This is a genomic window from Salinarimonas rosea DSM 21201, from assembly GCF_000429045.1.
Classification (GTDB): domain Bacteria; phylum Pseudomonadota; class Alphaproteobacteria; order Rhizobiales; family Beijerinckiaceae; genus Salinarimonas; species Salinarimonas rosea.
In genome coordinates this window covers 24,210-46,341 of the sequence record NZ_AUBC01000007.1, presented here as the reverse complement: position 1 = coordinate 46,341, position 22,132 = coordinate 24,210, and the positions used below count along the sequence as shown (strand labels likewise).

Genomic DNA, 22,132 nt, shown 5'->3' with positions numbered 1-22,132 from the left:
GATGCGCACCTACACGGTTCACCTGCCGCGTGGCGCGGCGCCGGGCGATGCCGCCGTCGTCGAGCGCGCGATCCTGGTGCGCGACGGGTTCAATTGGGCGGCGTTCTTCTTCTCCGTCCTGTGGATGCTCTGGCACCGGCTCTGGCTCGCCGCGCTCGCGACCTTCGTCGTCGTCGTGGCCGTGTCGGTGGCGCTCGAGGCGCTGCCGGTCGGGGACGGCGTGGCGGTGCTGGCGAGCCTCCTCGTCGCGCTGCTGATCGGGCTCGAGGCGTCGAGCCTGCGGCGCTGGACCTACGCGCGCCGCGGCATGCCGATGGTCGACGTCGTCGCCGCGCCGAGCTACGACGAGGCGGATGCGCTCGCCTGCGCTCGGCTCGTGGCGAGGAGCTCCGAGAGCGGGCGCACGCCGCCGCCTCCGCCCGCCGTCGTCCCTCCTCCGCCTCCCTCCGCGCCCGTTCCGGCGCGGCCCAGCGCCGAGATCGTGCCCTTCGGGCTGAGGCCGGAGGGCGCACCATGACCGTCGCCATCGTCGATTACGGCTCGGGCAACCTGCACTCCGCCCACAAGGCCTTCGAGCGCGCCGCCCGCGAGGCGGGGCTCGCCATGGCGGTCAACGTCACGAGCGACCCCGCCGACGTGCTCGATGCCGAGCGCATCGTGCTGCCGGGGGTGGGCGCCTTCGCCGATTGCCGGCGCGGGCTCGACGCCGTTCCCGGCATGGTCGAGGCGCTGACCGAGGCCGTGATGGGCCGCCGGCGGCCCTTCCTCGGCATCTGCGTGGGCATGCAGCTCCTGGCCTCGCGCGGGCTCGAGCACGAGACGACGCCCGGGCTCGGCTGGATCCCCGGCGACGTGCGCGCCATCCACCCGGCGGACCCGGCGCTCAAGATCCCGCACATGGGCTGGAACGTGCTCGAGGCGCGCCGCGCGCATCCGCTGCTCGACGGCATCCCCACCGGCGAGGGCGGGCTGCACGCCTACTTCGTGCATTCCTACGCGCTCGATCCGCAGGACCCCGGCGACGTCGTCGCCACGACCGACTACGGCGGCCCTCTGACCGCCGTCGTCGGGCGCGACAACATCGTCGGGACCCAGTTCCACCCCGAGAAGAGCCAGCGGCTCGGGCTCGCCCTCATCGCCAACTTCCTGAGGTGGCGCCCGTGATCCTCTACCCCGCCATCGACCTCAAGGAAGGCCGCTGCGTGCGCCTGATCCAGGGCGACATGGAGCAGGCCACCGTCTTCAACGACGACCCCGCCGCGCAGGCGCGCGCCTTCGCCGCGCAGGGCTTCCCCTGGCTGCACGTGGTCGACCTCGACGGCGCCTTCGCCGGCAAGCCGATGAACGCGGCCGCCGTCGACGGCATCCTCGCGGGCGTCGAGATCCCGGTGCAGCTCGGCGGCGGCGTGCGCGACATGCGCACGGTCGAAGGCTGGCTCGCCAAGGGGGTCGCGCGCATCGTCATCGGGACGGCCGCCGTGCGCGACCCGGCCTTCGTGCGCGAGGCGGCGCGGCTGCATCCCGGCAGGATCGCGGTCGGGATCGACGCCAAGGACGGCTACGTCGCCGTCGAGGGCTGGGCGCAGAGCTCGACGCTCACCGCCGAGGAGCTCGGCCGGCGCTTCGAGGACGCGGGCGTGGCGGCGATCGTCTACACCGACATCGCCCGCGACGGCATCCTCAAGGGCCTCAACATCGAGATGACGCTCGCGCTCGCGAACGCCGTGACGATCCCCGTGATCGCGTCGGGCGGCCTCGCCTCGATCGACGACGTGGCGCGGCTGCTCGAGCCGGACTGCGCGGCGCTCGGCGGCGCCATCACCGGCCGTGCGCTCTACGACGGGCGGATCGACCCCGCCGAGGCGCTGGCGATGATCGCGGCGGCGGACGCGGCCAAGGCGGACGCGGCCAGGGCCGGCGCCCCGTGATCCTGGCCTCCGCCTACGCCGCGCTGCGCCGGGTCGTCTCGCCCGGGCTGCGCGGCATCCTCCTGCGCTCGATCGGGCTCACGGTCCTGCTTCTGGCCATCGCCTGGGCTGCGGCGACGCGCGGCGTCGACTGGCTGCTCGCGCAGGAGACGGTCACCGACGCCTACCCCTGGATCGATACGCTCGGCGTGATCCTCGCCGGCGCGGGGTTCCTCGTCGGCGCGCTCTACCTGATCCCGGCCGTCTCGGCGCTCGTCGCCTCGATCTTCGCCGACGAGGCCGCGGCCGTCGTCGAGCGCACGGACTTCCCCGCCGATCCGCCGGGCGAGGAGCTGCCGGTCCTGCCCGCGATCGGCTACGGCCTGCGCTTCTTTGGGCTGACCCTGCTCGTCAACCTCGCCGCGCTGGCGCTGCTCCTCGTGCCCGTGGTCAACATCGCGGCCTTCTTCCTGGCGAACGCCTACCTGCTCTCGCGCGAGTATTTCGAGCTCGCCGCGAACCGCCACCATCCACGGGCGGAGGCGGTGGCGCTGCGGAAGCGCCACGCGGGGCGCGTGTTCCTGGCCGGGGCGGTGATCGCGGGCTTCCTGCTGATCCCGATCGTCAACCTCGCGACGCCGCTGTTCGGCGTCGCGCTGATGACGCATCTGCACAAGCGCATCGTGGGAACGCAGGCGCGCCGCGGAGCGGGCGCGCTCACGCGCTGACGCTCACTCGTCCTCGCCGAAGCGGGTCGCGAGCAGCATGGCGAGGGCGTCGAGGACTCCCTCCGCCTCCGGGCCCGTGGCCGTGACGAGGACGGAGGTGCCCTGTGCGGCGGCGAGGGTGAGGAGCCCCATGATCGAGCGACCGCCCACCGTCTCGCCGCAGCGGGTGACCCTCACCTCCGCCTGGTAGCGCTCGACGGTCTGGACGAACTTCGCCGAGGCGCGGGCGTGCAGCCCCTTGCGGTTGACGATCGAGAGCTCGCGGGCGAGCGCGCCCTCGGGAACCTGCGGCGGCTCGGGACAGGGCTCGTCCAGGCTCTGTTCCAGGTCGTCCCGCGCGATCGAGGGCTCGGCAGTCATGTCACTTCCCCGCGAGCACGTGGGAGGCCACGTTGATGTACTTGCGCCCGGCCTCCTGGGCGTGCAGCACGGCTTCGGCGAGGGGCTCGAGATCGCGCACGCTCGCGAGCTTGATCAGCATGGGCAGGTTGATGCCCGCGACGACCTCGACCATGCGCCCGTTCATGCACGAGAGGGCGAGGTTGGAGGGCGTGCCGCCGAACATGTCGGTGAGGACGACGACGCCGGCGCCGGTCTCGACCCGCCGCACGGCGTCGAGAATGTCCCCGCGACGGGCTTCCATGTCGTCCTCCGGGCCGATCGTGATCGTCTCGATCTGCTCCTGCGGGCCGACCACGTGCTCCAGCGCGGCGCGGAACTCCGTCGCCAGCTGGCCGTGGGTGACGAGCACCATTCCGATCATGTGGACCTGCATCCGTCGCTCGGCTGAGCGGAGCCGCTATCTTGTGCACTGCGAAGCCGAACGCAAGAGCATAGAGCCTATCCGTCGGCAGTTCACGTCGGTGCCGTGACAGATAAGCCTCTCAGCGCGTCGAGCGCAATCGTGGCGATCCCGTCGCCCGCCGCGGAGGCGAGGCGCGGCAACCTGACGCGGAGGATCTCGGCCTCGAGCGCCTCCGGATCGGGCAGGCGCGGAGGCGGCTCGGCCACGAGGTCGACGACGAGGCGCACCACGGCGGCGGGGGCGTGCGGCCGGGGGAGAAGGCCGACGCCGCGCCGCTCGACGAGCCCGGCGATCGCCGGATGCGGCCGCGCCAGGAGCCGGCCGTGCCGCGCCTCGAGCCGGATGCGGTCGTCGCCCACGAGCCGCGCGAACAGCCCGCGCCCGCGCGCGGCCTCGAGCAGGTCGAGCGCCAGCCGCGACTTCCCCGCCCCCGACGCGCCGCGGATCAGCACGCCCGCCTCGCCGAGGAGGACGCAGGTCGCGTGGACGGTGTCCGTGGCGGGGGGGCTCACGGGGCGTCCCCCACCGGCTGCGCCGTCGCCGCCTCCCCGCAGGGGAGGACGCGGGGGCGCGGATGGCGCGAACGGCATATGCGGCCCGCGGACCGCCTCCTCCCCGCAGGGGAGGACGGAGGCTCGAAGAGCCGGAGGGTGGGGTGGGCGGCGGTACGGCTCGTCGGCACGATCGAACGGCCCCACCGCCCGCGCCGAGGCGCGGACTCCTCCCCTCCGGGGAGGACGCGGGGGCGCGGATGGCGCGAACGGCATGTGCAGCCCGCGGACCGCGGCATCAGTGGCGCTCCCGTACGGCGGGCAGCGTCACCACGAAGCGGGCGCCCAGCCGGCGGGGCTCGCCGTCGGGGCCGACGGCGCCCAGCCGGTTCTCGGCGCGGATCGAGCCGCGGTGGGCCTGGACGATCTGGCGCGAGATGGAGAGGCCGAGCCCCGAGTTCTGGCCGAAGCCCTGCTCCGGACGGTCGGTGTAGAAGCGCTCGAAGACGCGCTCCAGCGCGTGCTCGGGGATGCCCGGCCCCTCGTCCTCCACGACGAGGCGCATCACCTCGCCGTCGCGCTCCAGCACCACGCGGACCGTGGCGCCGGGCGGCGAGAAGGAGCGGGCGTTGTCGAGGAGGTTGCGCACGACCTGGCCGAGGCGGCTGTCGTGGCCGATGACGACGAAGGTGCGTGCGTCGCGGTCCCCGGGCTCGCGTCCGCCGTCCCGCCCGCCGTCCCGCGCGCCCTCGCGCCCGCCGTCGCCCTTGCGTGCCGGGCGGCGGATCTGGAGGTCGATCGGCGCGTCCTCCGGGCGGCGGACGTCGTTGGCGATGGAGACGACCGCCGTCAGCAGCCGGGCAATGTCGACGGGCCCGGCCTCCGAGCGGGCGAGCTCCGCATCGAGCCGCGAGGCGTCGGAGATGTCGGAGATCAGCCGGTCGAGGCGGCGCACGTCGTGCTGGATGATGTCGAGCAGCCGCCGGCGGCTGTCGTCGGAGCGCGCCAGCGGCAGCGTCTCGACGGCGCTGCGCAGGGAGGTGAGCGGGTTCTTGAGCTCGTGCGCCACGTCCGCGGCGAAGCTCTCGATCGCCTCGATGCGGTCGTAGAGCGCCTCCGTCATCTCGCGCAGCGCCCCCGACAGATGGCCGATCTCGTCGGAGCGGCCGGTGAAGTCGGGGATCTCCTGGCGGGACTTGATGCCCCGGCGCACCCGCTCGGCGGCCTCCGCGAGGCGCGAGACCGGGCCGGCGATGGCGTTGGCGAGGATGAGCGAGAGCACGATCATCACGCCCGCCGCCACCATGAAGACCTGGAGCAGCGCGAAGCGCTCGGAGGCGATGATCGCGTCGATGTCCCCGCCCTGGGTCGAGAGCAGCAGCACGCCGCGCACCGCGCGCTGGCGCTGGATCGGCACCGCGACCGAGACGATGGTCTCGCCGGCGGGGTTGAGCCGCACCACGCTCGCGCGCTCGCCGCGCAGGGCCTGGCGCACCTCGGGGAAGGTGCGCCCGTCGGTCGGGCCGATCGTCTCCAGCGACGGCGCGCGGGTCGGCGCGAAGAAGTCGCGCAGAGCCCCGAAGGCGCGCTCCAGGGGGCCGGGCGGGCTCGTCTCGATCGGCGGCAGGTCGAGGCGCAGGATGTCGCCGCGCGAGTAGAGCGCGCGCGTGTCCAGCAGCAGCGACGCCTCGCGGTCGTAGACCCGCGCGCGCGTGCGCGTCGGCGTCACGAGCCTGCGCAGCAGCGGCGCGACCTGCTCGGGGCTGATCGAGAACTCGAGCGGGGAGAACAGCTCGTCGGTCAGGACCGAGCTCTCGCCGGCCTGCATCTGGAGGAGCCGGTCGGGGTCGATCAGGATCGTGTCGCTGTCGACGACGGCGGAGGCGGCGATGGCGCCGGCGATGATCTCGCCCTGGGTGAGCAGGCTCTGGACGCGCGCCTCGATCAGCCCCTCGCGGAACTGGTTGAGGTAGAGGAAGCCGAAGAACAGCGCCACCAGGCCCGCGAGGTTGAGCACCACGATGCGGCGCACGAGGCTCGACGAGGCGCGCCCGGCCATCGCCCGCCACAGGCCGCGCAGGCGCACGAGCAGGCCGAGACGCATGCGCCGGACCGTGCCGCCCTTCGCCAGCGCCGCGACCGCCGAGCGCCGCGGCGGCGTGCGCGCGTCCTCTCCGCCGGCGCCGCCCGGCCCCGGCCCGTCCTCCTGCTGCGCGTACCCGTCGGCCCGCCGGCGTGCGTCCACGCGTTCTCCCTCAGGTTTCCTTGAAGCGGTAGCCGACGCCGTAGAGCGTCTCGATCATGTCGAAGCTCTGGTCGGTCACCTTGAACTTCTTGCGCAGGCGCTTGATGTGGCTGTCGATCGTGCGGTCGTCGACGTAGACCTGGTCGTCGTAGGCCGCGTCCATCAGGGCGTTGCGGGACTTCACCACGCCGGGGCGCTGGGCGAGCGACTGCAGGATCAGGAACTCGGTGACGGTGAGCGTCACCGGCTCGCCCTTCCAGGTGCAGGTGTGGCGCTCGGGATCCATCACCAGCTGGCCGCGCTCGAGCGCCTTGGTGTCCGGCTCGCGGGGCGCGGAGACGTCCTTGGGCGCGAAGCGGCGCAGCACCGCCTTGACGCGCTCCACCAGCAGGCGCTGCGAGAACGGCTTCCGGATGAAGTCGTCGGCGCCCATCTTGAGGCCGAACAGCTCGTCGATTTCCTCGTCCTTCGAGGTGAGGAAGATCACCGGCAGGTCGGACTTCTGGCGCAGGCGGCGCAGGAGCTCCATGCCGTCCATGCGCGGCATCTTGATGTCGAAGATCGCGAGGTCCGGCGGCGTCTGCCGCAGGCCGTCCAGCGCTGAGGCGCCGTCCGTGTAGGTCTGGATGCGATAGCCCTCGGCCTCGAGCGCGATGGACACCGAGGTGAGGATGTTGCGATCGTCGTCGACGAGGGCGATGGTGGGCATCACGGCTCCCGATGCTCTGGCGGCCTGGACACGTTCCGACACGGTACCGGGCGGGAACGCCCGAGGCGGGCGGATGGTGCGACGAAACCGTCGCTCACCCGCCAAGCCTCGTAATTCGGCCGAATTCATGGCGGTTTAGCACGTCATGCGGCATGTGGGCAAAGGCGGGAGCTTTCGGAAGGGGTGGCGGCGATGGTGCAGGTGGATCGTGGCGGCGCGGGCGGCGGCGCCAATCCCGGGGAAAGCGGCGTCTCGGAGGAGGCGAAGGCGATCCTGGAGCGCGTCGGGCCCGACCCCGCCTACGACGGGCTCGCCGTGGCGAAGGGGCTCTTGCGCGGCGTGCGCGCCGGCGCGCTCGCGACGCTCGACCGCGCGGCCGGCTTCCCCTTCGCCACGCTGGTGACGGTGGCGACCGACGTCGACGGCGCGCCGCTCTTCCTGCTGTCGCGCCTGTCCGGCCACACCGCCAACCTCGCCGCCGACCCGCGCGCGAGCGTGCTCCTCGCGGAGCGCGGCAGAGGCGACCCGCTCGCCCATCCGCGCCTCACCGTGATCGGGCGGATCGCGCCCGCCGACGACCCGCGCGCCCGCGCCCGCTTCCTCGCCCGCCACCCGAAGGCCAAGCTCTACGCCGGCTTCGGCGACTTCGCCGTGTTCCGCATGGCGGTCGAGGGCGCGCACCTCAACGGCGGCTTCGCCCGGGCGATGGCAGTCTCGCGCGACGATCTCCTCACGCGCATCGACGACGCGCAGAGCCTGCTCGCGCTCGAGGAGAGCGCGGTCGCCCACATGAACGCGGACCACCGCGAGGCGCTCGCCCTCTACGCCACCCGTCTCGCCGGGGCAGCGGACGGCGACTGGCGCGCCACCGGCATCGACCCGGACGGCATCGACCTCGCCGCCGGCGACCTCACCGCGCGGGTGCCGTTCCCCGAGCGGGTGAGCGAGGGCGGACGGCTGCGGCGGGTGCTGAAGGAGATGGCCGACGCGGCGCGCGAGGCGGAAGGGTGAGCGCGGCGCCGCCCGTCAGCGCGCGTCACCCCCGCGCATCCGCGCGAGGATCGCCGCGCGCTCGTCCTCGCCCAGCATGTCGATGCCCAGCAGGCGCATGAGCGCCAGGCCGTGGAGGGCGAGGTAGGCGATCGTCGCCTCGTTCGGGTCAGCGGCATTGGCGCGGATCGCGTCGAGGAAGCCGCGCTCGCGCAGGCGCACCGGCTCCAGGATGGCCGGGTCCTCGACCAGGGCCGGGAGCATGCCGGCGCTCGGTGGCGCGTCGCACAGGCGCTGGGTGACGAAGGTCTCGATATAGGCGCCGATCACGCCATCGTGACGGGACGCCGCCGCCTCGGTGCCGAGCGCCGCCTCGAAACGCGCGAGCTGCTCCTCCACCAGGCCGCGCAGGAGCGCCGCCTTCGAGGGGAAGTGATAGAGGAGCCCGCCCTTGGAGACCCCCGCCTTCGCCGCGACCGCCTCCAGCGAGACGGAGCCCGCCTCGTGCGCGATCTCGAGAGCCGCCCGCAGGATGCGCGCGCGCGTGCCTTCCGTCCCGGCCGTCACGGTTCCTCCTTGACACGCGCGCCCGAACGGTCCAGTTCCCAACCGTCCGGACGGTACACCACGGAAACCGTACACGTGCCGGGCCGCGTCGCGCAAGCCTCGCCGCGATCGAGCCTCTCCCCCGACCACGAGCCGACCCATGATCAAGCGCTTCCTGATCGCCATCGTCCTCGTCGCCCTCGTCGGCGGCGGGCTCGTCGGGTTCAACCTGTTCCGGGACCGGATGATCGCGGATTTCTTCGCGAACATGCCCGTGCAGCCCGCCACGGTCTCCGCGATCACGCTCGAGCCCGCCACCTGGCGCCCGACGATCGAGACGATCGGCACGGTCAACGCCGCACGCGGCGTCGAGCTGACGGTCGAGGCCGCCGGCATCGTGCGCGAGATCGCCTTCGTCTCGAACGAGGGGGTCTCGGAGGGCGAGCTGCTGGTGCGGCTCGACGACGCCGTGCAGCAGGCGGACGTCGACGCCGCGCGCACGCGCCTCGCGCTCGACGAGCAGGACCTCGCCCGCGCCCGCGACCTGCGCAGCCGCGGCGCCGGCACCGAGGTGAACGTGGCCAACGCCGAATCGGCGGTCCGCTCGTCGGAGGCGCAGCTCGCCCGCGCGGTGGCGGTGCTGGAGCAGCGCCGCCTCGTCGCGCCCTTCTCCGGCACGATCGGCCTGCCGCGGGTGGAGCTCGGGCAATACATCACGCCGGGAACCGTCGTCGCCACGCTCCAGGACCTCGACACGATGCGCGTCGACTTCTCGCTGCCCGAGCAGCGCCTGCCGGACGTGGCGATCGGCCAGCCGATCCGCGTCTCGGGCGAAGGCGTTTCGGGCGAGATCACCGGGGAGATCGTGGGCATCGACCCGCGCGTCGACCCGGCGAGCCGGCTCTTCGCGGTGCGCGGCACGGTCTCGAACGAGGGCGGCGTGCTGACGCCGGGCCAGTTCGTGCGCATCGCCATCGAGCAGCCGCAGGAGGACGGGGTCGTCGCCGTACCGCAGACCGCGCTCGTCTCGAGCCTCTACGGAGACTTCGTCTATCGCGTCGTGGCGGCGGAGGAGGGCGAGGGCCTCGTCCTCGACCAGGTCTTCGTCCAGCCCGGCCGGCGCACCGAGGGGCTGATCGAGATCGCATCGGGGCTCGCGCCCGGCGACCGCGTCGTCACGGCCGGGCAGAACCGGCTGTCGAACAACATGCCCGTCGTCCTGGAGGAGACGGGCGATCCCTCCGCGCCCCCCGAAGCCGCGAGCGCCGCCCGATGAGCCCCTCCGACATCTTCATCAAGCGCCCGGTCCTCTCGACGGTGCTGGGGCTCCTGATCCTGCTGCTGGGCTTCCAGGGCCTGTTCGGGCTCCAGACGCGGCAGTACCCGGAGGTGGACGAGACCGTCGTCACGATCACGACGCTCTATCCCGGCGCCTCCGCCGAGCTGATCCAGGGCTTCGTCACCTCGCCGATCGCGCGCGCGGTCGCGACGACGGAGAACGTCGACTACGTCACCACGCAGTCGCGCCCCTCGGCGTCGGTCGTGACCGTCAACATGCGGCTCGGCTCCGACCCGGACGCCGCCCTCACCGAGGTGATGTCGAAGGTCAACGAGGTCCGCTCCAGCCTGCCCCCCGACGCCGAGGACCCGGCGATCGTGAAGGGCACGGGCATGACCTTCGCCACCATGTACTTCGCGGTGCAGAACCCGAACATGACCGCGGAGCAGGTGACGGAGTACATCGAGCGCGTCGTCCGCCCGCGCATGTCGACGATCCCCGGCGTCGCGGAGACCGAGGTCCTCGGCGGCGCCAAGTACGCGATGCGGGTGTGGATCGACCCCGTGCGGCTCGCCGCGCGCGGGCTCACCGCTGCCGAGGTGCGCGGGGCGATCGACGCCTCGAACTTCCTCTCGGCCCCGGGGCGCACGCGCAACGAGCTCGTCACCTACCCGATCACGATGCGCTCGACGCTGCAGACGCCCGAAGCCTTCGCCCAGCTGCCGCTCTCGGGGCAGGGCGACGACGTGGTGCGCCTGCGCGACGTCGCGCGGGTGGAGCTCGCGGCGGAATCGACCGACACGATCGTCGACTTCAACGGCGAGCCGGGCACCTTCATCGGGCTCTACCCGACGCCCGGCGCGAACCCGCTCGACATGGCCGCGGCCGTGCTCGAGGAGATCCCCGCCATCCAGGCGACGCTGCCCGACGGCATGAGCCTCACGCTCATGTACGATTCGACCGAGCAGATCGGCGCCTCGATCGACGAGGTCTTCCGCACGATCATCGAGGCCACCGTCATCGTCGCGGTGATCACGCTGCTGTTCCTCGGCTCGTTCCGGGCCGTGTCGCTGCCGCTGGTCGCGATCCCGCTCTCGCTCGTGGGCACGCTCTTCATCCTCCTGCTGATGGGCTATTCCATCAACCTGCTCACGCTGCTCGCGATGGTGCTCGCCATCGGCCTCGTGGTGGACGACGCGATCATCGTCGTCGAGAACGTGCAGCGCCACGTCGACGAGGGCATGAACCCGGCGCGTGCCGCCTTCGTCTCGATGAAGGAGCTGTTCGGCTCCATCGTCGCGATGATGCTGACGCTGGTCGCCGTGTTCACGCCGCTCTTCTTCACCGGCGGCCTCACCGGCGCGCTCTTCCGGGAGTTCGCGGTGACGCTCGCCGGCGCGGTTTTCATCTCCGGCGTCGTCGCGCTCACGATCTCGCCGATGATGGCGGCGCGGGTGCTGAAGGGCGGCCACAGCCGCTTCCAGGACGTGCTCGACCGCGGCTTCGGCGGGCTCGAGGGCTGGTACGAGCGCCGCGTCGCGGGCTCGCTGCGGTACCGCGCCGTGACGATCTTCGTCGTCGTCGCGCTCGTCGGCGTGACGGGCTTCCTGTTCACCAAGACGTCGAGCGAGCTGGCGCCGGAGGAGGACGTCGGGGCGCTGTTCGCGATCGTGAACGCGCCCGCCTACGCCACCTCGGACTACACGCGCACCTACATCGACGAGATGCGCGCGCGCACGCAGGACCTGCCGGAGCTGTCGGCGAACTTCTCCATCGTCGGCTTCGGCGGGCAGACGAATTCCGGCATCGCCTTGTGGGCCTTCGACGACTGGGCCGAGCGCGAGCGCAGCCAGGCGGAGATCCAGCAGGACCTCCAGGCGCGCATCGCCGGGATCACCGGCGTCCAGGCCTTCGTCTTCGCGCCGCCGACCCTGCCGGGCGCGGGCGGCGGGCTGCCGATCTCGGTCGTGATCCAGACCACGAGCTCGCCGGCGAACGTCTATGAAGTCGCCGAGCGGATCCGGCAGGAGGCGCAGGCGTCCGGCCGCTTCATCGTGGTGCAGAACTCGCTGTCCTTCGACACGACGGAGGTCGTGGTGACAATCGACCGCGACCGCGCGGCGGCGCTCGACGTGCCCGCCTCGCAGGTGGGCGCCACGCTGGGCCTCCTCGTCGGCGGCGGGGCGATCTCGCAGTTCGACCGGGATTCGAACAGCTACGACGTGATCATGCAGGTGCCGGCCCAATACCGGAACAACCCCGAGCGGCTCGGCGAGCTCTACGTGCGCTCGCGCAGCGGCGCCATGGTGCCGCTCTCGGCCATCGCGAACATCGACACCGGCGTCGCGGCGGCGACGATCGAGCAGTTCAACCAGCTCAACTCGGCGACCATCTCGGCGCTGCCGCTGCCGGGCGTCTCCACCGGCGACGGGCTTGCCGAGATCGTCTCGATCGCCGAGCGCATCCTGCCGGACGGGTTCTACATCGACTACGCCGCCCAGTCGCGGCTCGAGGTCGGCGAGGGCAACACCATCGCCATCGCCTTCGCGCTCGCGATCGTGGTGATCTACCTCGTGCTCGCGGCGCAGTTCGAGAGCTTCCGCGATCCGTTCGTGATCCTGATGTCGGTGCCGCTGTCGATCTTCGGCGTCATCGTGCCGCTGAACCTCGGCCTCGCGACGCTCAACATCTACACGCAGGTGGGCCTGATCACCCTGATCGGCCTCATCACAAAGCACGGCATCCTGCTCGTCGAGTTCGCGAACCAGCTGCGGCGCGAGAAGGGGCTCACCCGCGAGGCGGCGATGGTCGCCTCCGCCAAGCTGCGGCTTCGCCCGATCCTGATGACCACGGCGGCCACCGCGCTCGGCGTCGTGCCGCTGATGACGGCGGAGGGCGCGGGCGCGGCGGCGCGCTTCTCCATGGGCCTCGTGATCTTCTCCGGCATCACGGTCGGCACGCTGTTCACGCTCTTCGTCGTGCCGACCTTCTACACGCTCGTGTCGCGCCGGGAGCTCGAGCCCGAGCTGACCGAGACCGGCGAGCGTGCCGCGCCCGCGGGGGCGCCGAGCCCGGCCGAGTGACGTTCGGCGGAGTGACGGCGGGCCGTCACCACGGGCCCCCAGCGCCGCGCCACGCGGCCCTGCCAGAGCGCGAGCGCCGGGGTGACGGCGAGCTCCATGGCGAGCGCCGCCGTCATCGGCCCGTCCGCCGGGCCGTCGGCGACGACGCCCAGCGCGCGGGCGAGCCCGCCGATCACGACGATGCCGGCGAGGAGCCGCACCCGCTGCCCGTGCGCCTCGATCCGCGGCACCGCGGCCCAGAAGGCCAGACCGATGCCCAGCAGCAGGCCCGAGAGGTAGCGCATGTGGCTCTCGAGGGAGATCTGGCTCTCGATGGCGACCTGGCCCGCGGCGAGAGTGTTACCGCCGCCGACGAACCCCGTCCCCGTCGCGACGCCCGCGAGCCCCGCCGTCACCGGCACGCAGCCGGCGAGCAGGATCGCCCCCTGCAGGAGCCGCCGCTCCATCCCTGGCCCGATCATCCATTCCTCCCGAGCGTCCACGCGGCAGCTACGGGCGAGACGGGGCAGGGGTTTCATCCCCGCCGTCGTCGCCGGCGTTCGCCGGCCGGGCAGAGCGCACCAGCGAAAATTCGCTCCTCCCTCTCTGTTGCGGCTCCGCCCCCGACCCTCTAAACCCTTGCTCCATGTGCGGAATGCGCAGAATTCCACGCATCCGGATCTCGGGCGTGGGCGTTGACCAATCGTGAGCGGCCCCCCGGGGCCGCGTGCGGCGACCTGAGACGGAGGACGGAGCAAGTGGTGAATCTCGGCGTCTACAACAGCGCTCAGGGCGCGGACACGATCGGCCTGCGCGGGCTCGCGCGCGTGCACTGGAACCTCGAGGCGCCCGCGCTGACCGAGCTGTCCATCGCGCGCGGCGAGGCGCGGCTGGCGGCCGGCGGGGCGCTCGTCGCCGAGACGGGCGTGCACACGGGTCGCTCGCCCAAGGACAAGTTCCTGGTGCGCGACGCGAAGACCGAGGACACGGTGTGGTGGGACGCCAACGGCGCCATCACGCCCGCGCAGTTCGAGACGCTGCTCGAGGACTTCCGGGCGCATGCCGAGGGCAAGGAGCTGTTCGCGCAGGATCTCTTCGGCGGTGCGGACCCGAACTACCGCGTGCGCACCCGGGTCTACACCGAGTTCGCCTGGCACTCGCTCTTCATCCGCAACCTGCTGCGCCGCCCCGAGCTCGAGACCGTGCGCAGCTTCGTGCCCGAGCTCACCATCATCGACCTGCCGAGCTTCGAGGCCGACCCCGCCCGCCACGGCTGCCGCTCGCAGACGGTCATCGCCATGGACCTCACCCGCAAGATCGTGCTGATCGGCGGCACGTCCTACGCGGGCGAGATGAAGAAGTCGGTCTTCACCTACCTGAACTTCGTCCTGCCCGAGAAGGGCGTCATGCCGATGCACTGCTCGGCCAACATGTCCGATCCCAAGGACGTGGCGCTCTTCTTCGGCCTTTCGGGAACCGGCAAGACGACGCTCTCCAACGATCCCAAGCGCCCGCTGATCGGCGACGACGAGCACGGCTGGGGGCAGCAGGGCGTGTTCAACTTCGAGGGCGGCTGCTACGCCAAGACGATCCGCCTCTCGGCGGACGCGGAGCCGGAGATCTACGCCACCACGCGCCGCTTCGGCACCGTGCTCGAGAACGTCGTCATCGACGACCACACCCGCGAGCCGGACTTCGACGACGCGTCGAAGACCGAGAACACGCGCTGCGCCTACCCGCTCGAGTTCATCCCCGGCGCGGTGGAGAGCGGGCGCGCGGGCCAGCCCAAGAACATCGTCATGCTGACCTGCGACGCCTTCGGCGTCCTGCCGCCGATCGCCAAGCTGACCAGCGCGGAGGCGATGTACCACTTCCTGTCGGGCTACACGGCGAAGGTGGCGGGCACGGAGAAGGGCGTGACGGAGCCGCAGGCGACGTTCTCGACCTGCTTCGGCGCGCCGTTCATGCCGCGCCCGCCCTCCGTGTACGGCAACATGCTGCGCGAGCTGATCGCGCGCCACCACGTCGATTGCTGGCTCGTCAACACCGGCTGGACCGGCGGCATGCACGGGGTGGGGCGGCGCATGCCGATCCGCGTCACCCGCCGGCTGCTCTCGGCGGCGCTCGACGGCTCGCTGGCGAAGGCCGACTTCCGTCAGGACCCGTATTTCGGCTTCGCGGTACCGACCTCGGTGCCCGGCATCGAGCCGCACATCCTCTACCCGGTGAAGACCTGGCAGAACAAGGCGCAGTTCGCGCAGACGGCGGCCAAGCTCGTCGCGATGTTCCGCGAGAACTTCACCCGCTTCGAGGCCGACGTCGACGACGACGTGCGCGCGGCCGCGCCGTCGAGCAGCATCGCGGCGTGAGGGGGTACATTCGACAGGGCTCGAAGGGCGGTCGAGGCTCGACCGCCCCTTGACGCTTCCGCCATCCGCACCCAGCATGTAACATGTAACGGAGCGGAGGCGTCCATGGCTACGAGCGTCAGCGAGAGAGTGCGAAAGCGACGTGATGCGCTGCGGGCTTCCGGGTTGCGGCCGGTGCAGATCTGGGTTCCGGACACGCGTCGGCCCGGCTTCGCGGAAGAATGTCGCCGTCAATCTCGCATCGTCGCCGCGGCAGATGCTCGAGACGAGGATCTCGACGCCTTCCTCGATGCTGCGCTCGAGGATCTGATCAACGAGACAGAGGCGTGACGCGCGGGGACTTGGTGACGGTCGCGATGTCGGGCGACTTCGGCAAGCCGCGTCCCGCCCTCGTCGTGCAATCGGACTTCTTCGACGACACCGGATCGGTCACGGTTCTGCTCCTGACGAGCGCGCTCGAGAACGCACCTCTAATCAGGGTGACGGTCCAGCCGACGTCGGCCAATGGTCTGCGCAAGGCCTCTCAGGTCATGGTCGACAAGCCCATGTCCGTCAAACGAGGCAAGGTAGGGCCGGTCATCGGCCGCGTGGACGACGAAACGATGGTTTCCGTAACGAGATCGCTCGCCTTGTTCCTCGGCTTGGCCTGACCCCGGCGGCTCCCGCGGCCCTTCACCAGGGCGAGCGCGGCGCCGCCTCCGCCTGCGGTGCCTGCGCCGTCGGCGGAAGGCGCCCGCCGGCGGTGCGTACCAGCGCCTCGACCCGGTCCGCGATCGAGGGATGGGTCGAGAGCAGCGCCGTGAAGCCGCGCCGCGGGTTCTCGACGCACATCTCCATGACGCTCGCGGGCGCACGCGAGAGATCGGCGTTGCCCTCGATCTTGAGGAGCGCGGAGATCATCGCGTCGGGGTTCTTGGTCAGCTCCACGGCGCCCGCGTCCGCGAGGTACTCCCGCGCCCGCGACAGCGCGAAGCGGATCATCAGCGAGGCGAGCCAGGCGACGAGGATGACGACGACGGCGATCGCGATGGCGATCACCGCGCCCCGCCCGCCGCCGCCGCTGCCGCGCGAGCGGCTGCCGCCGCGCCGCCACAGGCCGAAGCGCAGCGAGCGGAAGACGATCTCGCCCACGAGCGCGATCACGCCGGCGATCACCACGGCGACGACCATCAGCCGGACGTCCTCGTTGCGGATGTGGGTGAGCTCGTGCGCCATCACCGCCTCGATCTCGGCGTCGTCGAGCCGCTCGACGAGCCCGCGGGTGAGCGTCACGGCGTATTGCTTCTGCGTGAGCCCGGACGCATAGGCGTTGAGGGCGTCGCTCTCGACGATCTTGAGGCGCGGCGTCGCCATGCCGCGCGAGATGCACAGGGTCTCCAGCATCCGGTAGAGGCGCGGGTCGTCCTCCCGCGTCAGGGTGCGCGCGCCGGTCGTGGCGTCGACGATGCGGGTGTTGAGCGCGACCGAGATGCCGATCCAGGCCAAGGTGCCGAGCACGAGCCAGGGCGTCCAGAGCACGTAGGTGTCGAGCGCCCCCGCGGCGATCGCCTCGGGCGGCGCGCCCGAGGCGTCCCCGGCCGCCACGAGGGCGAGCGCCACCGCGTAGCCGACGAGGAGCACGAGCGCGAACAGGCCCGCGATCAGCAGCACCGAGCGGATCCGGTTCGCGCGGATGTGGGTGTAGAGCCCGAAGACGGGCGTCATGGCCGCCTCTCCCTGGTCCGGCTCCGCCTCTCCCGGCGCGTCAGAACTTCACCTGCGGCGCCACGTTCATCTCGGCGCGCCGATCCTCGCCGACGTCGAAGAACTCCCGCTCGGAGAAGCCGAGCTGGCGCGCGAACAGCACCGCCGGGAAGGACTGGATCGCCGCGTTGAACTCGCTCACCGCGTTGTTGAAGAAGCGCCGCGCCGCCGCGAGCTTGTCCTCCACGTTGGAGAGCTCGCTCTGCAGCGACAGGAAGTTCGTGTTGGCCTTGAGGTCCGGGTAGGCCTCGGCCAGCGCGAACAGCCGCCCGAGAGCCCCGGTGAGCAGCCCCTCGGCGGCGGCCTGGTCGGCGGGGCCGCTCGCGCTCGTGGCGCGGTTGCGGGCCGCGATCACGGCGTCGAGCGTCTCGCGCTCGTGCGCGGCGTAGCCCTTCACCGTCTCGACGAGGTTGGGGACGAGGTCGTGGCGCTGGTGCAGCTGCACGTCGATGTCGGCATAGGCCTGGTCCACCCGCTGGCGCATGGCGACGAGGCCGTTGTAGGTGACGATGCCGTAGACGACGATCACGGCGACGACGCCGAGGATGATCCATTCCATGTCTTTCGCGCTCCCCTTCCCGACGCGTCCGGCGCTTCCACCGATGCGGGGCGGAGCCTAGCGGGAAACGCGCGGAAGGGAAGGGGAATGCCGCAACGGCCCTCACGGCCGCGATGCGCGTTGAGACTCGGATCGGATCACGGGGAGGAGCGACACGATGGTGCGGATCGCGGCACGGATCTCGAGGATGCTGACGGTGGCGCTCGCCACCGCCCTCGGCCCCGCCGGCGCGAGCGCCGAGGATGCGGGATCGAACGGCGATGCCGCGGCGAGCGCGCCGGCCGCCGCCGTCGAGCGTCTGTTCGGCGATGAGCCGCCCAGCCCCGGCTGGTTCTCGGAGAGCTTCCTCGCCGCCGTCCCCTCCGCGCGCGTCGCGGCGATCGTGAACGGGATCGTCGCGGATTTCGGGTCCTTCGTCGGCGTGCGCATGAACGACGGCGAGGGCACCGTCGTCTTCGAACGGGCCGTCGTTCCCGTCACGGTCTCGCTGGACGCGGAAGGCCGCATCGCCGGCCTGATGTTCGGCCCTCCCGTGCCGACGGGGGGCGACCCCGCCGCCGTGGCGGCGCTCGTCGAGGACGCGGCCGAAGGCGAGGTCGCGATCCTCGCCGCGGTCGACGGCACGCCGCTCGTCGCACGCGACGCGGATCGACCGATGGCCGTCGGCTCGGCCTTCAAGCTGTTCGTCCTCTCCGCCTACGAGGCCGCGGTCGCAGAGGGGCGGCTGCGGCGCGATGCCGTCGTCGAGCTGACCGAAGCCGATCGCTCGCTGCCCTCCGGCGTGCTCCAGACGCTGGCGCCCGGCACGCCCGTGACCCTCGAGCTGCTCGCCGGGCTGATGATCCAGCACAGCGACAACACGGCGACCGATGCGCTGATGCGCGTCCTCGGGCGCGATGCCGTCGACGCGGCCCTGCCGCGCGGGGCGCCGGTGCCGACGACGTCCGAGCTCTTCAAGCTCAAGGCCGCCGGTGCGGCGGCGCGGCGGCGCGCCTACGCCGAGGGCGACGAGGCGACGCGTCGCGCGATCCTCGAGGGGCTCGCGGACGAGCCGCTCCCGACCGCCGCCCGGATCGAGGCCACGGCGAGCTGGCGAGACGTCGAATGGTTCGTCACGGCGCGCGAGCTGTGCGCGGTCCTGCTGCGGCTGCGGGACGCTCCCGCGCTCGGCGGCGCCCCCAACCCGCTCGTCGCGCGCGAGGGCTGGCCGTGGGTCGGCTTCAAGGGCGGTTCCGAGCTCGGCGTCCTGAACCTCGGCGCGGCCGGCGTCTCGCCCTCGGGGCGCACGGCCTGCGCCGTGGTCACCGCCAACGGGGACGGCGCGCAGCCGGAGGAGCGCATCGCGCTGCTCTTCTCCGCCCTGTTCCGGAGCCTCGACGACGCGGCTCGATGAGCCGCCGCGGCGTCGGCCGATCGCATCCGCCGCCCTCCCGCGCGGCGGCCCCGCGCACCGTGGCGGGTTCCAGCTAGTCGTTCGCGCCCCGGATGGCGTCCACGACGGCGTCGGTCACCTCGCGCGTCGTGGCGCTTCCGCCGACGTCCGGCGTCATGACGCCGGCTGCGCAGACCTGCTCGACGGCGCGCAGCAGCCGGGCTGCCGCGTCGGGCTCTCCGAGATGCTCGAGCATCTGCGCGCCCGTCCAGAAGGACGCGACGGGGTTGGCGATGCCTTTGCCGACGATGTCGAAAGCCGAACCGTGAATGGGCTCGAACATCGACGGGTAGCGCCGCTCGGGGTCGATGTTCGCGGTCGGCGCCACGCCGAGCGAGCCCGCGAGCGCTCCGGCGAGATCGGACAGGATGTCCGCGTGCAGGTTCGTGGCCACGATCGTGTCGAGGCTGCGCGGCTTCAGCACCATGCGCGTGGTCATCGCGTCGACGAGCATCTTGTCCCAGGTCACATCGGGAAACTCGCGGGCGACCTCGGCGGCGATCTCGTCCCACATCACCATCCCGTGGCGCTGCGCGTTCGACTTGGTCACGACCGTCAGGAGCCGGCGCGGGCGCGAGCGCGCGAGGCGGAAGGCGTAGCGCATGATGCGCGCGACGCCGACCCGGGTGAAGACCGAGACCTCGGTGGCGACCTCTTCGGGCAGCCCGCGATGGACGCGGCCCCCGTTGCCGGAATACTCGCCCTCCGAGTTCTCGCGGACGATCACCCAGTCCAGATCGCCGGGCCCGATTCCGGCGAGGGGTGCCCTGATGCCCGGCAGGATCTTGGTCGGTCGCACGTTCGCGTATTGGTCGAACCCCTGGCAGATCGGGAGGCGCAATCCCCAGAGCGTGACGTGGTCGGGCACGTCGGGCGCGCCGACCGCGCCGAAGTAGATCGCGTCGAACCCCTTCAATCGCTCGGGACCGTCCTCGGGCATCATCCTGCCGTTCGCTCGATAATAATCCGAGCCCCAGTCGAAGTGCGTCACGTCCAGCGAGAACCCGAGGCCACGGGTCTCGAGGGCCTCCAAGACCTCGAGGCCGGCAGCGATGACCTCCGGTCCGATGCCGTCGGCTGGAATGGCAGCAATCCTGTAGCGTCTCACCGATTCCTCCCGCCGCTCCGGACCGCATCTCGGCCGGCGGGGTCGAGTTATCGATTGTGCGAGCTCGGTCGCAAGGGTACGCTGCTTATTCAATTTTTGGATATAATCGGCCGGCCGTGCGGGGAGTCGACCCATGGAGCTGATCCAGCTGCGCTGTTTCCTGGCGGTCGCCGACGAGCTGCATTTCGGGCGCGCCGCGCGGCGTCTCGACATGCTGCCGGCCTCGCTCGGGCGGCATCTCAAGAATCTCGAGGACGGTCTCGGGACCACGCTCGTGACCCGTACGACGCGGCATGTCGCGCTGTCGGAGGCCGGACGGGACCTGCTCCAGGAGGTGCGCCGCATCGTCGAGCTGGCGGACGGCCTCGAGGTGCGGGCACGGAACAGCCACCGCGAGGAGGCCACCGTGCTTCGTATCGGCGCCATCGACAGCGCCTCGATCGGCCTGGTGCCGCAGCTTCTCACCTACTTCCGGCAGTCCAACCCCGAGATCGACGTGAGCCTGCACGAGCAGAAGTCGATCCGCCTCTTGCCGAGGCTGCTGTCGGGCAGCCTCGACCTCGCGATCGTCCGGCCTCCGGAGCGCCGGGACGCTCGCTTCGTCTTTCGGCCCCTGTGCTCGGAGACGGCGGTCGTTGCAGTGCCGGCGGGCCATCCGCTCGCCACCAGAGACAGCTTGACGCCGACGGAGCTGGCGGACCAGCCGCTCATCGTGCCGGACCGGCAATCGCGCCCGCACAGCCACGACCTCACCATCAAGCTGCTGCTCGAGGCCGGGCTGACGGCGCGCGTCGCCCAGATCGCGGAAGAGAAGCATACGATCGTCAACATGGTCGGCGCCGGGCTCGGCCTCGCGATCGTCCCGCGCTGGTCGTCTCGCCTCGCCATCTCCGGGGTTCGGTTCATACCCATCCTGTCGCTCGACGGGCAGCCGATGCGCAGGCTGCATCTCGCCGCCGCCTGGGTCCGCAGCACGCGGGATCCGGCCCGCGACCGGTTCCTGCGCTGCCTCGACGCCCACCTGGACGAGATCGCGGCGACGGCCTAGTCGCTTCGGTATTCATGTTTTGTATATAGTTTCAGTCGCGTTGTCCGTGCTGCCGCTCCCGCCTTAGCTGTCCCGAGAAGAACCCGTGGTCCCACGGGCGACAGCAGGGAGGACGGCACCATGTCATTCAAGGCGATGATTCTCGCGCCTGTCGCGGTCGCGATGGCGGCGCTGCCGGCCGTGGCGCAGGACAGCATCACGATCGGGACCGGCAGCCAGGGCGGCGCCTACTTCACCTTCGGGAGCGGCTTCGCCGCGGCGGTCTCCGAAGCCGTCGGCGTCAATGCGAGCGTCGAGATCACCGGCGGCCCGGTACAGAACGTCACGCTCGTGCAGACGGGCGAGCACCAGATGGGATTCGTCACCATGGGGCCCGCCTTCGACGCCTTTTCCGGCGAGAGCGAGCTGATGCCGGGCGTCGAGCATACCGACATCCGGGCGCTGTTCCCGATGTACCAGACGCCGCTCCAGGCCGCCGCGCTGGCATCGTCGGGCATCACGGACTTCTCCGACTTCGCGGGCAAGCGGGTCGGCATCGGGCCCGCGGGCGGCACTGCGGCCACCTACTGGCCGCGGTTCTTCGAAGCCATCGGCATCGACGTGAACACCTCGAACGCCGGCGCGAACGACAGCGTCGGCCAGCTGAAGGACGGGCTGATCGACGCCTTCGCCTTCGCCGCCGGCATCCCCACCGGCGCGTTCAGCCAGCTCGCCATCGAGAACGACGCGGTATTCCTCAGCCTGACCGAGGAGCAGCTCGCCCGATTCCTCGAGGCGGAGCCCGGCATGTCGGCTTTCACCATCCCCGCCGGCACCTACGAGGACCAGCCGGAGCCGCTGCAGTCGGTCTCCCTCTGGAACTTCGCCATCGCCCACAAGGACATGGACGAGGAGACGGCATACCGGATCGTCGCGCTCGCGATGGAGAATCACGAGCAGATGACGACGTTCCACGCCGCGGCGCGGGAGATGCTGCCCGAGAACGTCGGCGCCAACACCTTCATGACCTTCCATCCGGGCGCGGTCCGCTGGTTCGAGGAGAACGGACATACCATCCCGGACAACCTGAGATAAGGGCAACGCGCGAAGGCTGCGGCAGGCGGGACACGGT

23 protein-coding genes are annotated in these 22,132 nt (G+C 71.6%); 13 read left to right on the top strand and 10 right to left on the bottom strand.

Going from position 1 to position 22,132, the window contains the following annotated elements; translation table 11 throughout:
• Nucleotide 1: 1 nt before the first annotated feature.
• Genes G407_RS26200 through G407_RS0106725 form a run of 4 tightly spaced genes read left to right on the top strand, consistent with a single transcriptional unit; the run spans nucleotide 2 to nucleotide 2,635 of the window.
• Nucleotides 2-517, top strand: coding sequence for a DUF2628 domain-containing protein (locus G407_RS26200; protein WP_052341047.1), 516 nt, complete (start codon nucleotides 2-4; stop codon nucleotides 515-517).
• Nucleotides 514-1,164: an imidazole glycerol phosphate synthase subunit HisH gene (gene hisH, locus G407_RS0106735; protein WP_029030196.1), complete on the top strand. Its 651-nt coding sequence runs from the start codon at nucleotides 514-516 to the stop codon at nucleotides 1,162-1,164. Before G407_RS26200 ends, hisH begins: the two co-directional genes overlap by 4 nt.
• Entirely contained in the window at nucleotides 1,152-1,928 is a 777-nt protein-coding gene (gene hisA / locus G407_RS0106730; protein ID WP_210163087.1) for a 1-(5-phosphoribosyl)-5-[(5-phosphoribosylamino)methylideneamino]imidazole-4-carboxamide isomerase, read from the top strand. Before hisH ends, hisA begins: the two co-directional genes overlap by 13 nt.
• Nucleotides 1,925-2,635 (top strand): sulfate transporter family protein, encoded by a 711-nt coding sequence (locus G407_RS0106725; protein WP_029030194.1) that lies wholly within the window; start codon nucleotides 1,925-1,927, stop codon nucleotides 2,633-2,635. The genes hisA and G407_RS0106725 overlap by 4 nt, the downstream gene beginning before the upstream one ends.
• Before the next feature lie 3 nt (nucleotides 2,636-2,638).
• On the opposite strand, the gene G407_RS0106720 is transcribed toward G407_RS0106725, so the two are convergent.
• The 5 genes from G407_RS0106720 to G407_RS0106700 form a co-directional block, all read right to left on the bottom strand.
• Nucleotides 2,639-2,995 (bottom strand): HPr family phosphocarrier protein, encoded by a 357-nt coding sequence (locus G407_RS0106720; RefSeq protein ID WP_084327364.1) that lies wholly within the window; start codon nucleotides 2,993-2,995, stop codon nucleotides 2,639-2,641.
• A 1-nt stretch (nucleotide 2,996) separates the two neighbouring features.
• The gene (locus G407_RS0106715) at nucleotides 2,997-3,398 is read right to left on the bottom strand and encodes a PTS sugar transporter subunit IIA (RefSeq protein ID WP_029030192.1); all 402 of its coding nucleotides are present in this window, start codon (nucleotides 3,396-3,398) and stop codon (nucleotides 2,997-2,999) included.
• Nucleotides 3,399-3,490: 92 nt separating this feature from the next.
• On the bottom strand, nucleotides 3,491-3,952 hold the full coding sequence (locus G407_RS0106710; protein WP_029030191.1) for an HPr kinase/phosphorylase: 462 nt from the start codon (nucleotides 3,950-3,952) through the stop codon (nucleotides 3,491-3,493).
• Nucleotides 3,953-4,229: 277 nt separating this feature from the next.
• The gene (locus G407_RS26195; protein ID WP_043539185.1) at nucleotides 4,230-6,035 is read right to left on the bottom strand and encodes a stimulus-sensing domain-containing protein; all 1,806 of its coding nucleotides are present in this window, start codon (nucleotides 6,033-6,035) and stop codon (nucleotides 4,230-4,232) included.
• Between the two features lie 151 nt (nucleotides 6,036-6,186).
• Entirely contained in the window at nucleotides 6,187-6,885 is a 699-nt protein-coding gene (locus tag G407_RS0106700) for a response regulator transcription factor (RefSeq protein WP_029030190.1), read from the bottom strand.
• A 192-nt stretch (nucleotides 6,886-7,077) separates the two neighbouring features.
• Here G407_RS0106700 and G407_RS0106695 point away from each other — a divergent pair, with 192 nt between their 5' ends.
• The gene (locus G407_RS0106695; protein WP_084327362.1) at nucleotides 7,078-7,896 is read left to right on the top strand and encodes a HugZ family pyridoxamine 5'-phosphate oxidase; all 819 of its coding nucleotides are present in this window, start codon (nucleotides 7,078-7,080) and stop codon (nucleotides 7,894-7,896) included.
• A 15-nt stretch (nucleotides 7,897-7,911) separates the two neighbouring features.
• Here the strand turns inward: G407_RS0106695 and G407_RS0106690 are convergent, their stop codons facing one another.
• Nucleotides 7,912-8,442, bottom strand: a complete 531-nt coding sequence (locus tag G407_RS0106690; RefSeq protein WP_029030188.1) for a TetR/AcrR family transcriptional regulator — start codon at nucleotides 8,440-8,442, stop codon at nucleotides 7,912-7,914.
• A gap of 139 nt (nucleotides 8,443-8,581) precedes the next feature.
• Between G407_RS0106690 and G407_RS26190 the strand changes: the two genes are divergently transcribed.
• Both G407_RS26190 and G407_RS0106680 read left to right on the top strand, forming a co-directional pair.
• Nucleotides 8,582-9,697 (top strand): efflux RND transporter periplasmic adaptor subunit, encoded by a 1,116-nt coding sequence (locus tag G407_RS26190; protein ID WP_043539146.1) that lies wholly within the window; start codon nucleotides 8,582-8,584, stop codon nucleotides 9,695-9,697.
• On the top strand, nucleotides 9,694-12,783 hold the full coding sequence (locus G407_RS0106680) for an efflux RND transporter permease subunit (RefSeq protein ID WP_029030187.1): 3,090 nt from the start codon (nucleotides 9,694-9,696) through the stop codon (nucleotides 12,781-12,783). The genes G407_RS26190 and G407_RS0106680 overlap by 4 nt, the downstream gene beginning before the upstream one ends.
• Here the strand turns inward: G407_RS0106680 and G407_RS0106675 are convergent.
• Nucleotides 12,690-13,244: a DUF4345 domain-containing protein gene (locus tag G407_RS0106675; RefSeq protein WP_342418130.1), complete on the bottom strand. Its 555-nt coding sequence runs from the start codon at nucleotides 13,242-13,244 to the stop codon at nucleotides 12,690-12,692. The genes G407_RS0106680 and G407_RS0106675 overlap by 94 nt on opposite strands.
• 276 nt (nucleotides 13,245-13,520) lie before the next feature.
• Here G407_RS0106675 and G407_RS0106670 point away from each other — a divergent pair, with 276 nt between their 5' ends.
• The 3 genes from G407_RS0106670 (at nucleotide 13,521) to G407_RS0106660 (ending at nucleotide 15,781) form a co-directional block, all read left to right on the top strand.
• The gene (locus tag G407_RS0106670; RefSeq protein ID WP_029030185.1) at nucleotides 13,521-15,131 is read left to right on the top strand and encodes a phosphoenolpyruvate carboxykinase; all 1,611 of its coding nucleotides are present in this window, start codon (nucleotides 13,521-13,523) and stop codon (nucleotides 15,129-15,131) included.
• A 105-nt stretch (nucleotides 15,132-15,236) separates the two neighbouring features.
• On the top strand, nucleotides 15,237-15,461 hold the full coding sequence (locus tag G407_RS0106665; protein WP_029030184.1) for an antitoxin MazE family protein: 225 nt from the start codon (nucleotides 15,237-15,239) through the stop codon (nucleotides 15,459-15,461).
• Nucleotides 15,458-15,781: a type II toxin-antitoxin system PemK/MazF family toxin gene (locus G407_RS0106660; protein WP_029030183.1), complete on the top strand. Its 324-nt coding sequence runs from the start codon at nucleotides 15,458-15,460 to the stop codon at nucleotides 15,779-15,781. Before G407_RS0106665 ends, G407_RS0106660 begins: the two co-directional genes overlap by 4 nt.
• Before the next feature lie 22 nt (nucleotides 15,782-15,803).
• Here G407_RS0106660 and G407_RS26185 read toward each other — a convergent pair whose 3' ends face one another.
• Complete coding sequence (locus G407_RS26185) at nucleotides 15,804-16,835, bottom strand: M48 family metallopeptidase (protein WP_084327360.1); 1,032 nt, start codon at nucleotides 16,833-16,835, stop codon at nucleotides 15,804-15,806.
• Between the two features lie 40 nt (nucleotides 16,836-16,875).
• Nucleotides 16,876-17,433, bottom strand: coding sequence for a LemA family protein (locus tag G407_RS0106650; RefSeq protein ID WP_029030182.1), 558 nt, complete (start codon nucleotides 17,431-17,433; stop codon nucleotides 16,876-16,878).
• Nucleotides 17,434-17,590: 157 nt separating this feature from the next.
• On the opposite strand from G407_RS0106650, the gene G407_RS26180 reads away from it, so the two are divergent.
• Nucleotides 17,591-18,826, top strand: a complete 1,236-nt coding sequence (locus G407_RS26180) for a serine hydrolase (RefSeq protein ID WP_052341046.1) — start codon at nucleotides 17,591-17,593, stop codon at nucleotides 18,824-18,826.
• Between the two features lie 73 nt (nucleotides 18,827-18,899).
• Here G407_RS26180 and G407_RS0106640 read toward each other — a convergent pair whose 3' ends face one another.
• Nucleotides 18,900-19,973 carry a tartrate dehydrogenase gene (locus G407_RS0106640; RefSeq protein ID WP_029030181.1) on the bottom strand — a complete coding sequence of 358 codons (1,074 nt, stop codon included), beginning with the start codon at nucleotides 19,971-19,973 and terminating at the stop codon, nucleotides 18,900-18,902.
• 133 nt (nucleotides 19,974-20,106) lie between these two features.
• On the opposite strand from G407_RS0106640, the gene G407_RS0106635 reads away from it, so the two are divergent.
• A complete protein-coding gene (locus G407_RS0106635; RefSeq protein WP_029030180.1) occupies nucleotides 20,107-21,021 on the top strand; it encodes a LysR family transcriptional regulator in 915 nt (304 codons plus the stop codon).
• Between the two features lie 120 nt (nucleotides 21,022-21,141).
• Nucleotides 21,142-22,095, top strand: a complete 954-nt coding sequence (locus G407_RS0106630) for a TAXI family TRAP transporter solute-binding subunit (RefSeq protein ID WP_029030179.1) — start codon at nucleotides 21,142-21,144, stop codon at nucleotides 22,093-22,095.
• The last annotated feature ends 37 nt before the right edge of the window (nucleotides 22,096-22,132 follow it).

Coding starts and splice junctions, on each gene's coding strand:
- G407_RS26200 (WP_052341047.1), top strand. CDS start 2: ATGCGCACCTACACGGTTCACCTGCCGCGTGGCGCGGCGCCGGGCGAT.
- hisH (WP_029030196.1), top strand. CDS start 514: ATGACCGTCGCCATCGTCGATTACGGCTCGGGCAACCTGCACTCCGCC.
- G407_RS0106720 (WP_084327364.1), bottom strand. CDS start 2,995: ATGACTGCCGAGCCCTCGATCGCGCGGGACGACCTGGAACAGAGCCTG.
- G407_RS0106715 (WP_029030192.1), bottom strand. CDS start 3,398: ATGATCGGAATGGTGCTCGTCACCCACGGCCAGCTGGCGACGGAGTTC.
- G407_RS26195 (WP_043539185.1), bottom strand. CDS start 6,035: ATGCGTCTCGGCCTGCTCGTGCGCCTGCGCGGCCTGTGGCGGGCGATG.
- G407_RS0106700 (WP_029030190.1), bottom strand. CDS start 6,885: ATGCCCACCATCGCCCTCGTCGACGACGATCGCAACATCCTCACCTCG.
- G407_RS0106695 (WP_084327362.1), top strand. CDS start 7,078: ATGGTGCAGGTGGATCGTGGCGGCGCGGGCGGCGGCGCCAATCCCGGG.
- G407_RS26190 (WP_043539146.1), top strand. CDS start 8,582: ATGATCAAGCGCTTCCTGATCGCCATCGTCCTCGTCGCCCTCGTCGGC.
- G407_RS0106680 (WP_029030187.1), top strand. CDS start 9,694: ATGAGCCCCTCCGACATCTTCATCAAGCGCCCGGTCCTCTCGACGGTG.
- G407_RS0106675 (WP_342418130.1), bottom strand. CDS start 13,244: ATGATCGGGCCAGGGATGGAGCGGCGGCTCCTGCAGGGGGCGATCCTG.
- G407_RS0106665 (WP_029030184.1), top strand. CDS start 15,237: ATGGCTACGAGCGTCAGCGAGAGAGTGCGAAAGCGACGTGATGCGCTG.
- G407_RS26185 (WP_084327360.1), bottom strand. CDS start 16,835: ATGACGCCCGTCTTCGGGCTCTACACCCACATCCGCGCGAACCGGATC.
- G407_RS0106650 (WP_029030182.1), bottom strand. CDS start 17,433: ATGGAATGGATCATCCTCGGCGTCGTCGCCGTGATCGTCGTCTACGGC.
- G407_RS26180 (WP_052341046.1), top strand. CDS start 17,591: ATGGTGCGGATCGCGGCACGGATCTCGAGGATGCTGACGGTGGCGCTC.
- G407_RS0106635 (WP_029030180.1), top strand. CDS start 20,107: ATGGAGCTGATCCAGCTGCGCTGTTTCCTGGCGGTCGCCGACGAGCTG.
- G407_RS0106630 (WP_029030179.1), top strand. CDS start 21,142: ATGTCATTCAAGGCGATGATTCTCGCGCCTGTCGCGGTCGCGATGGCG.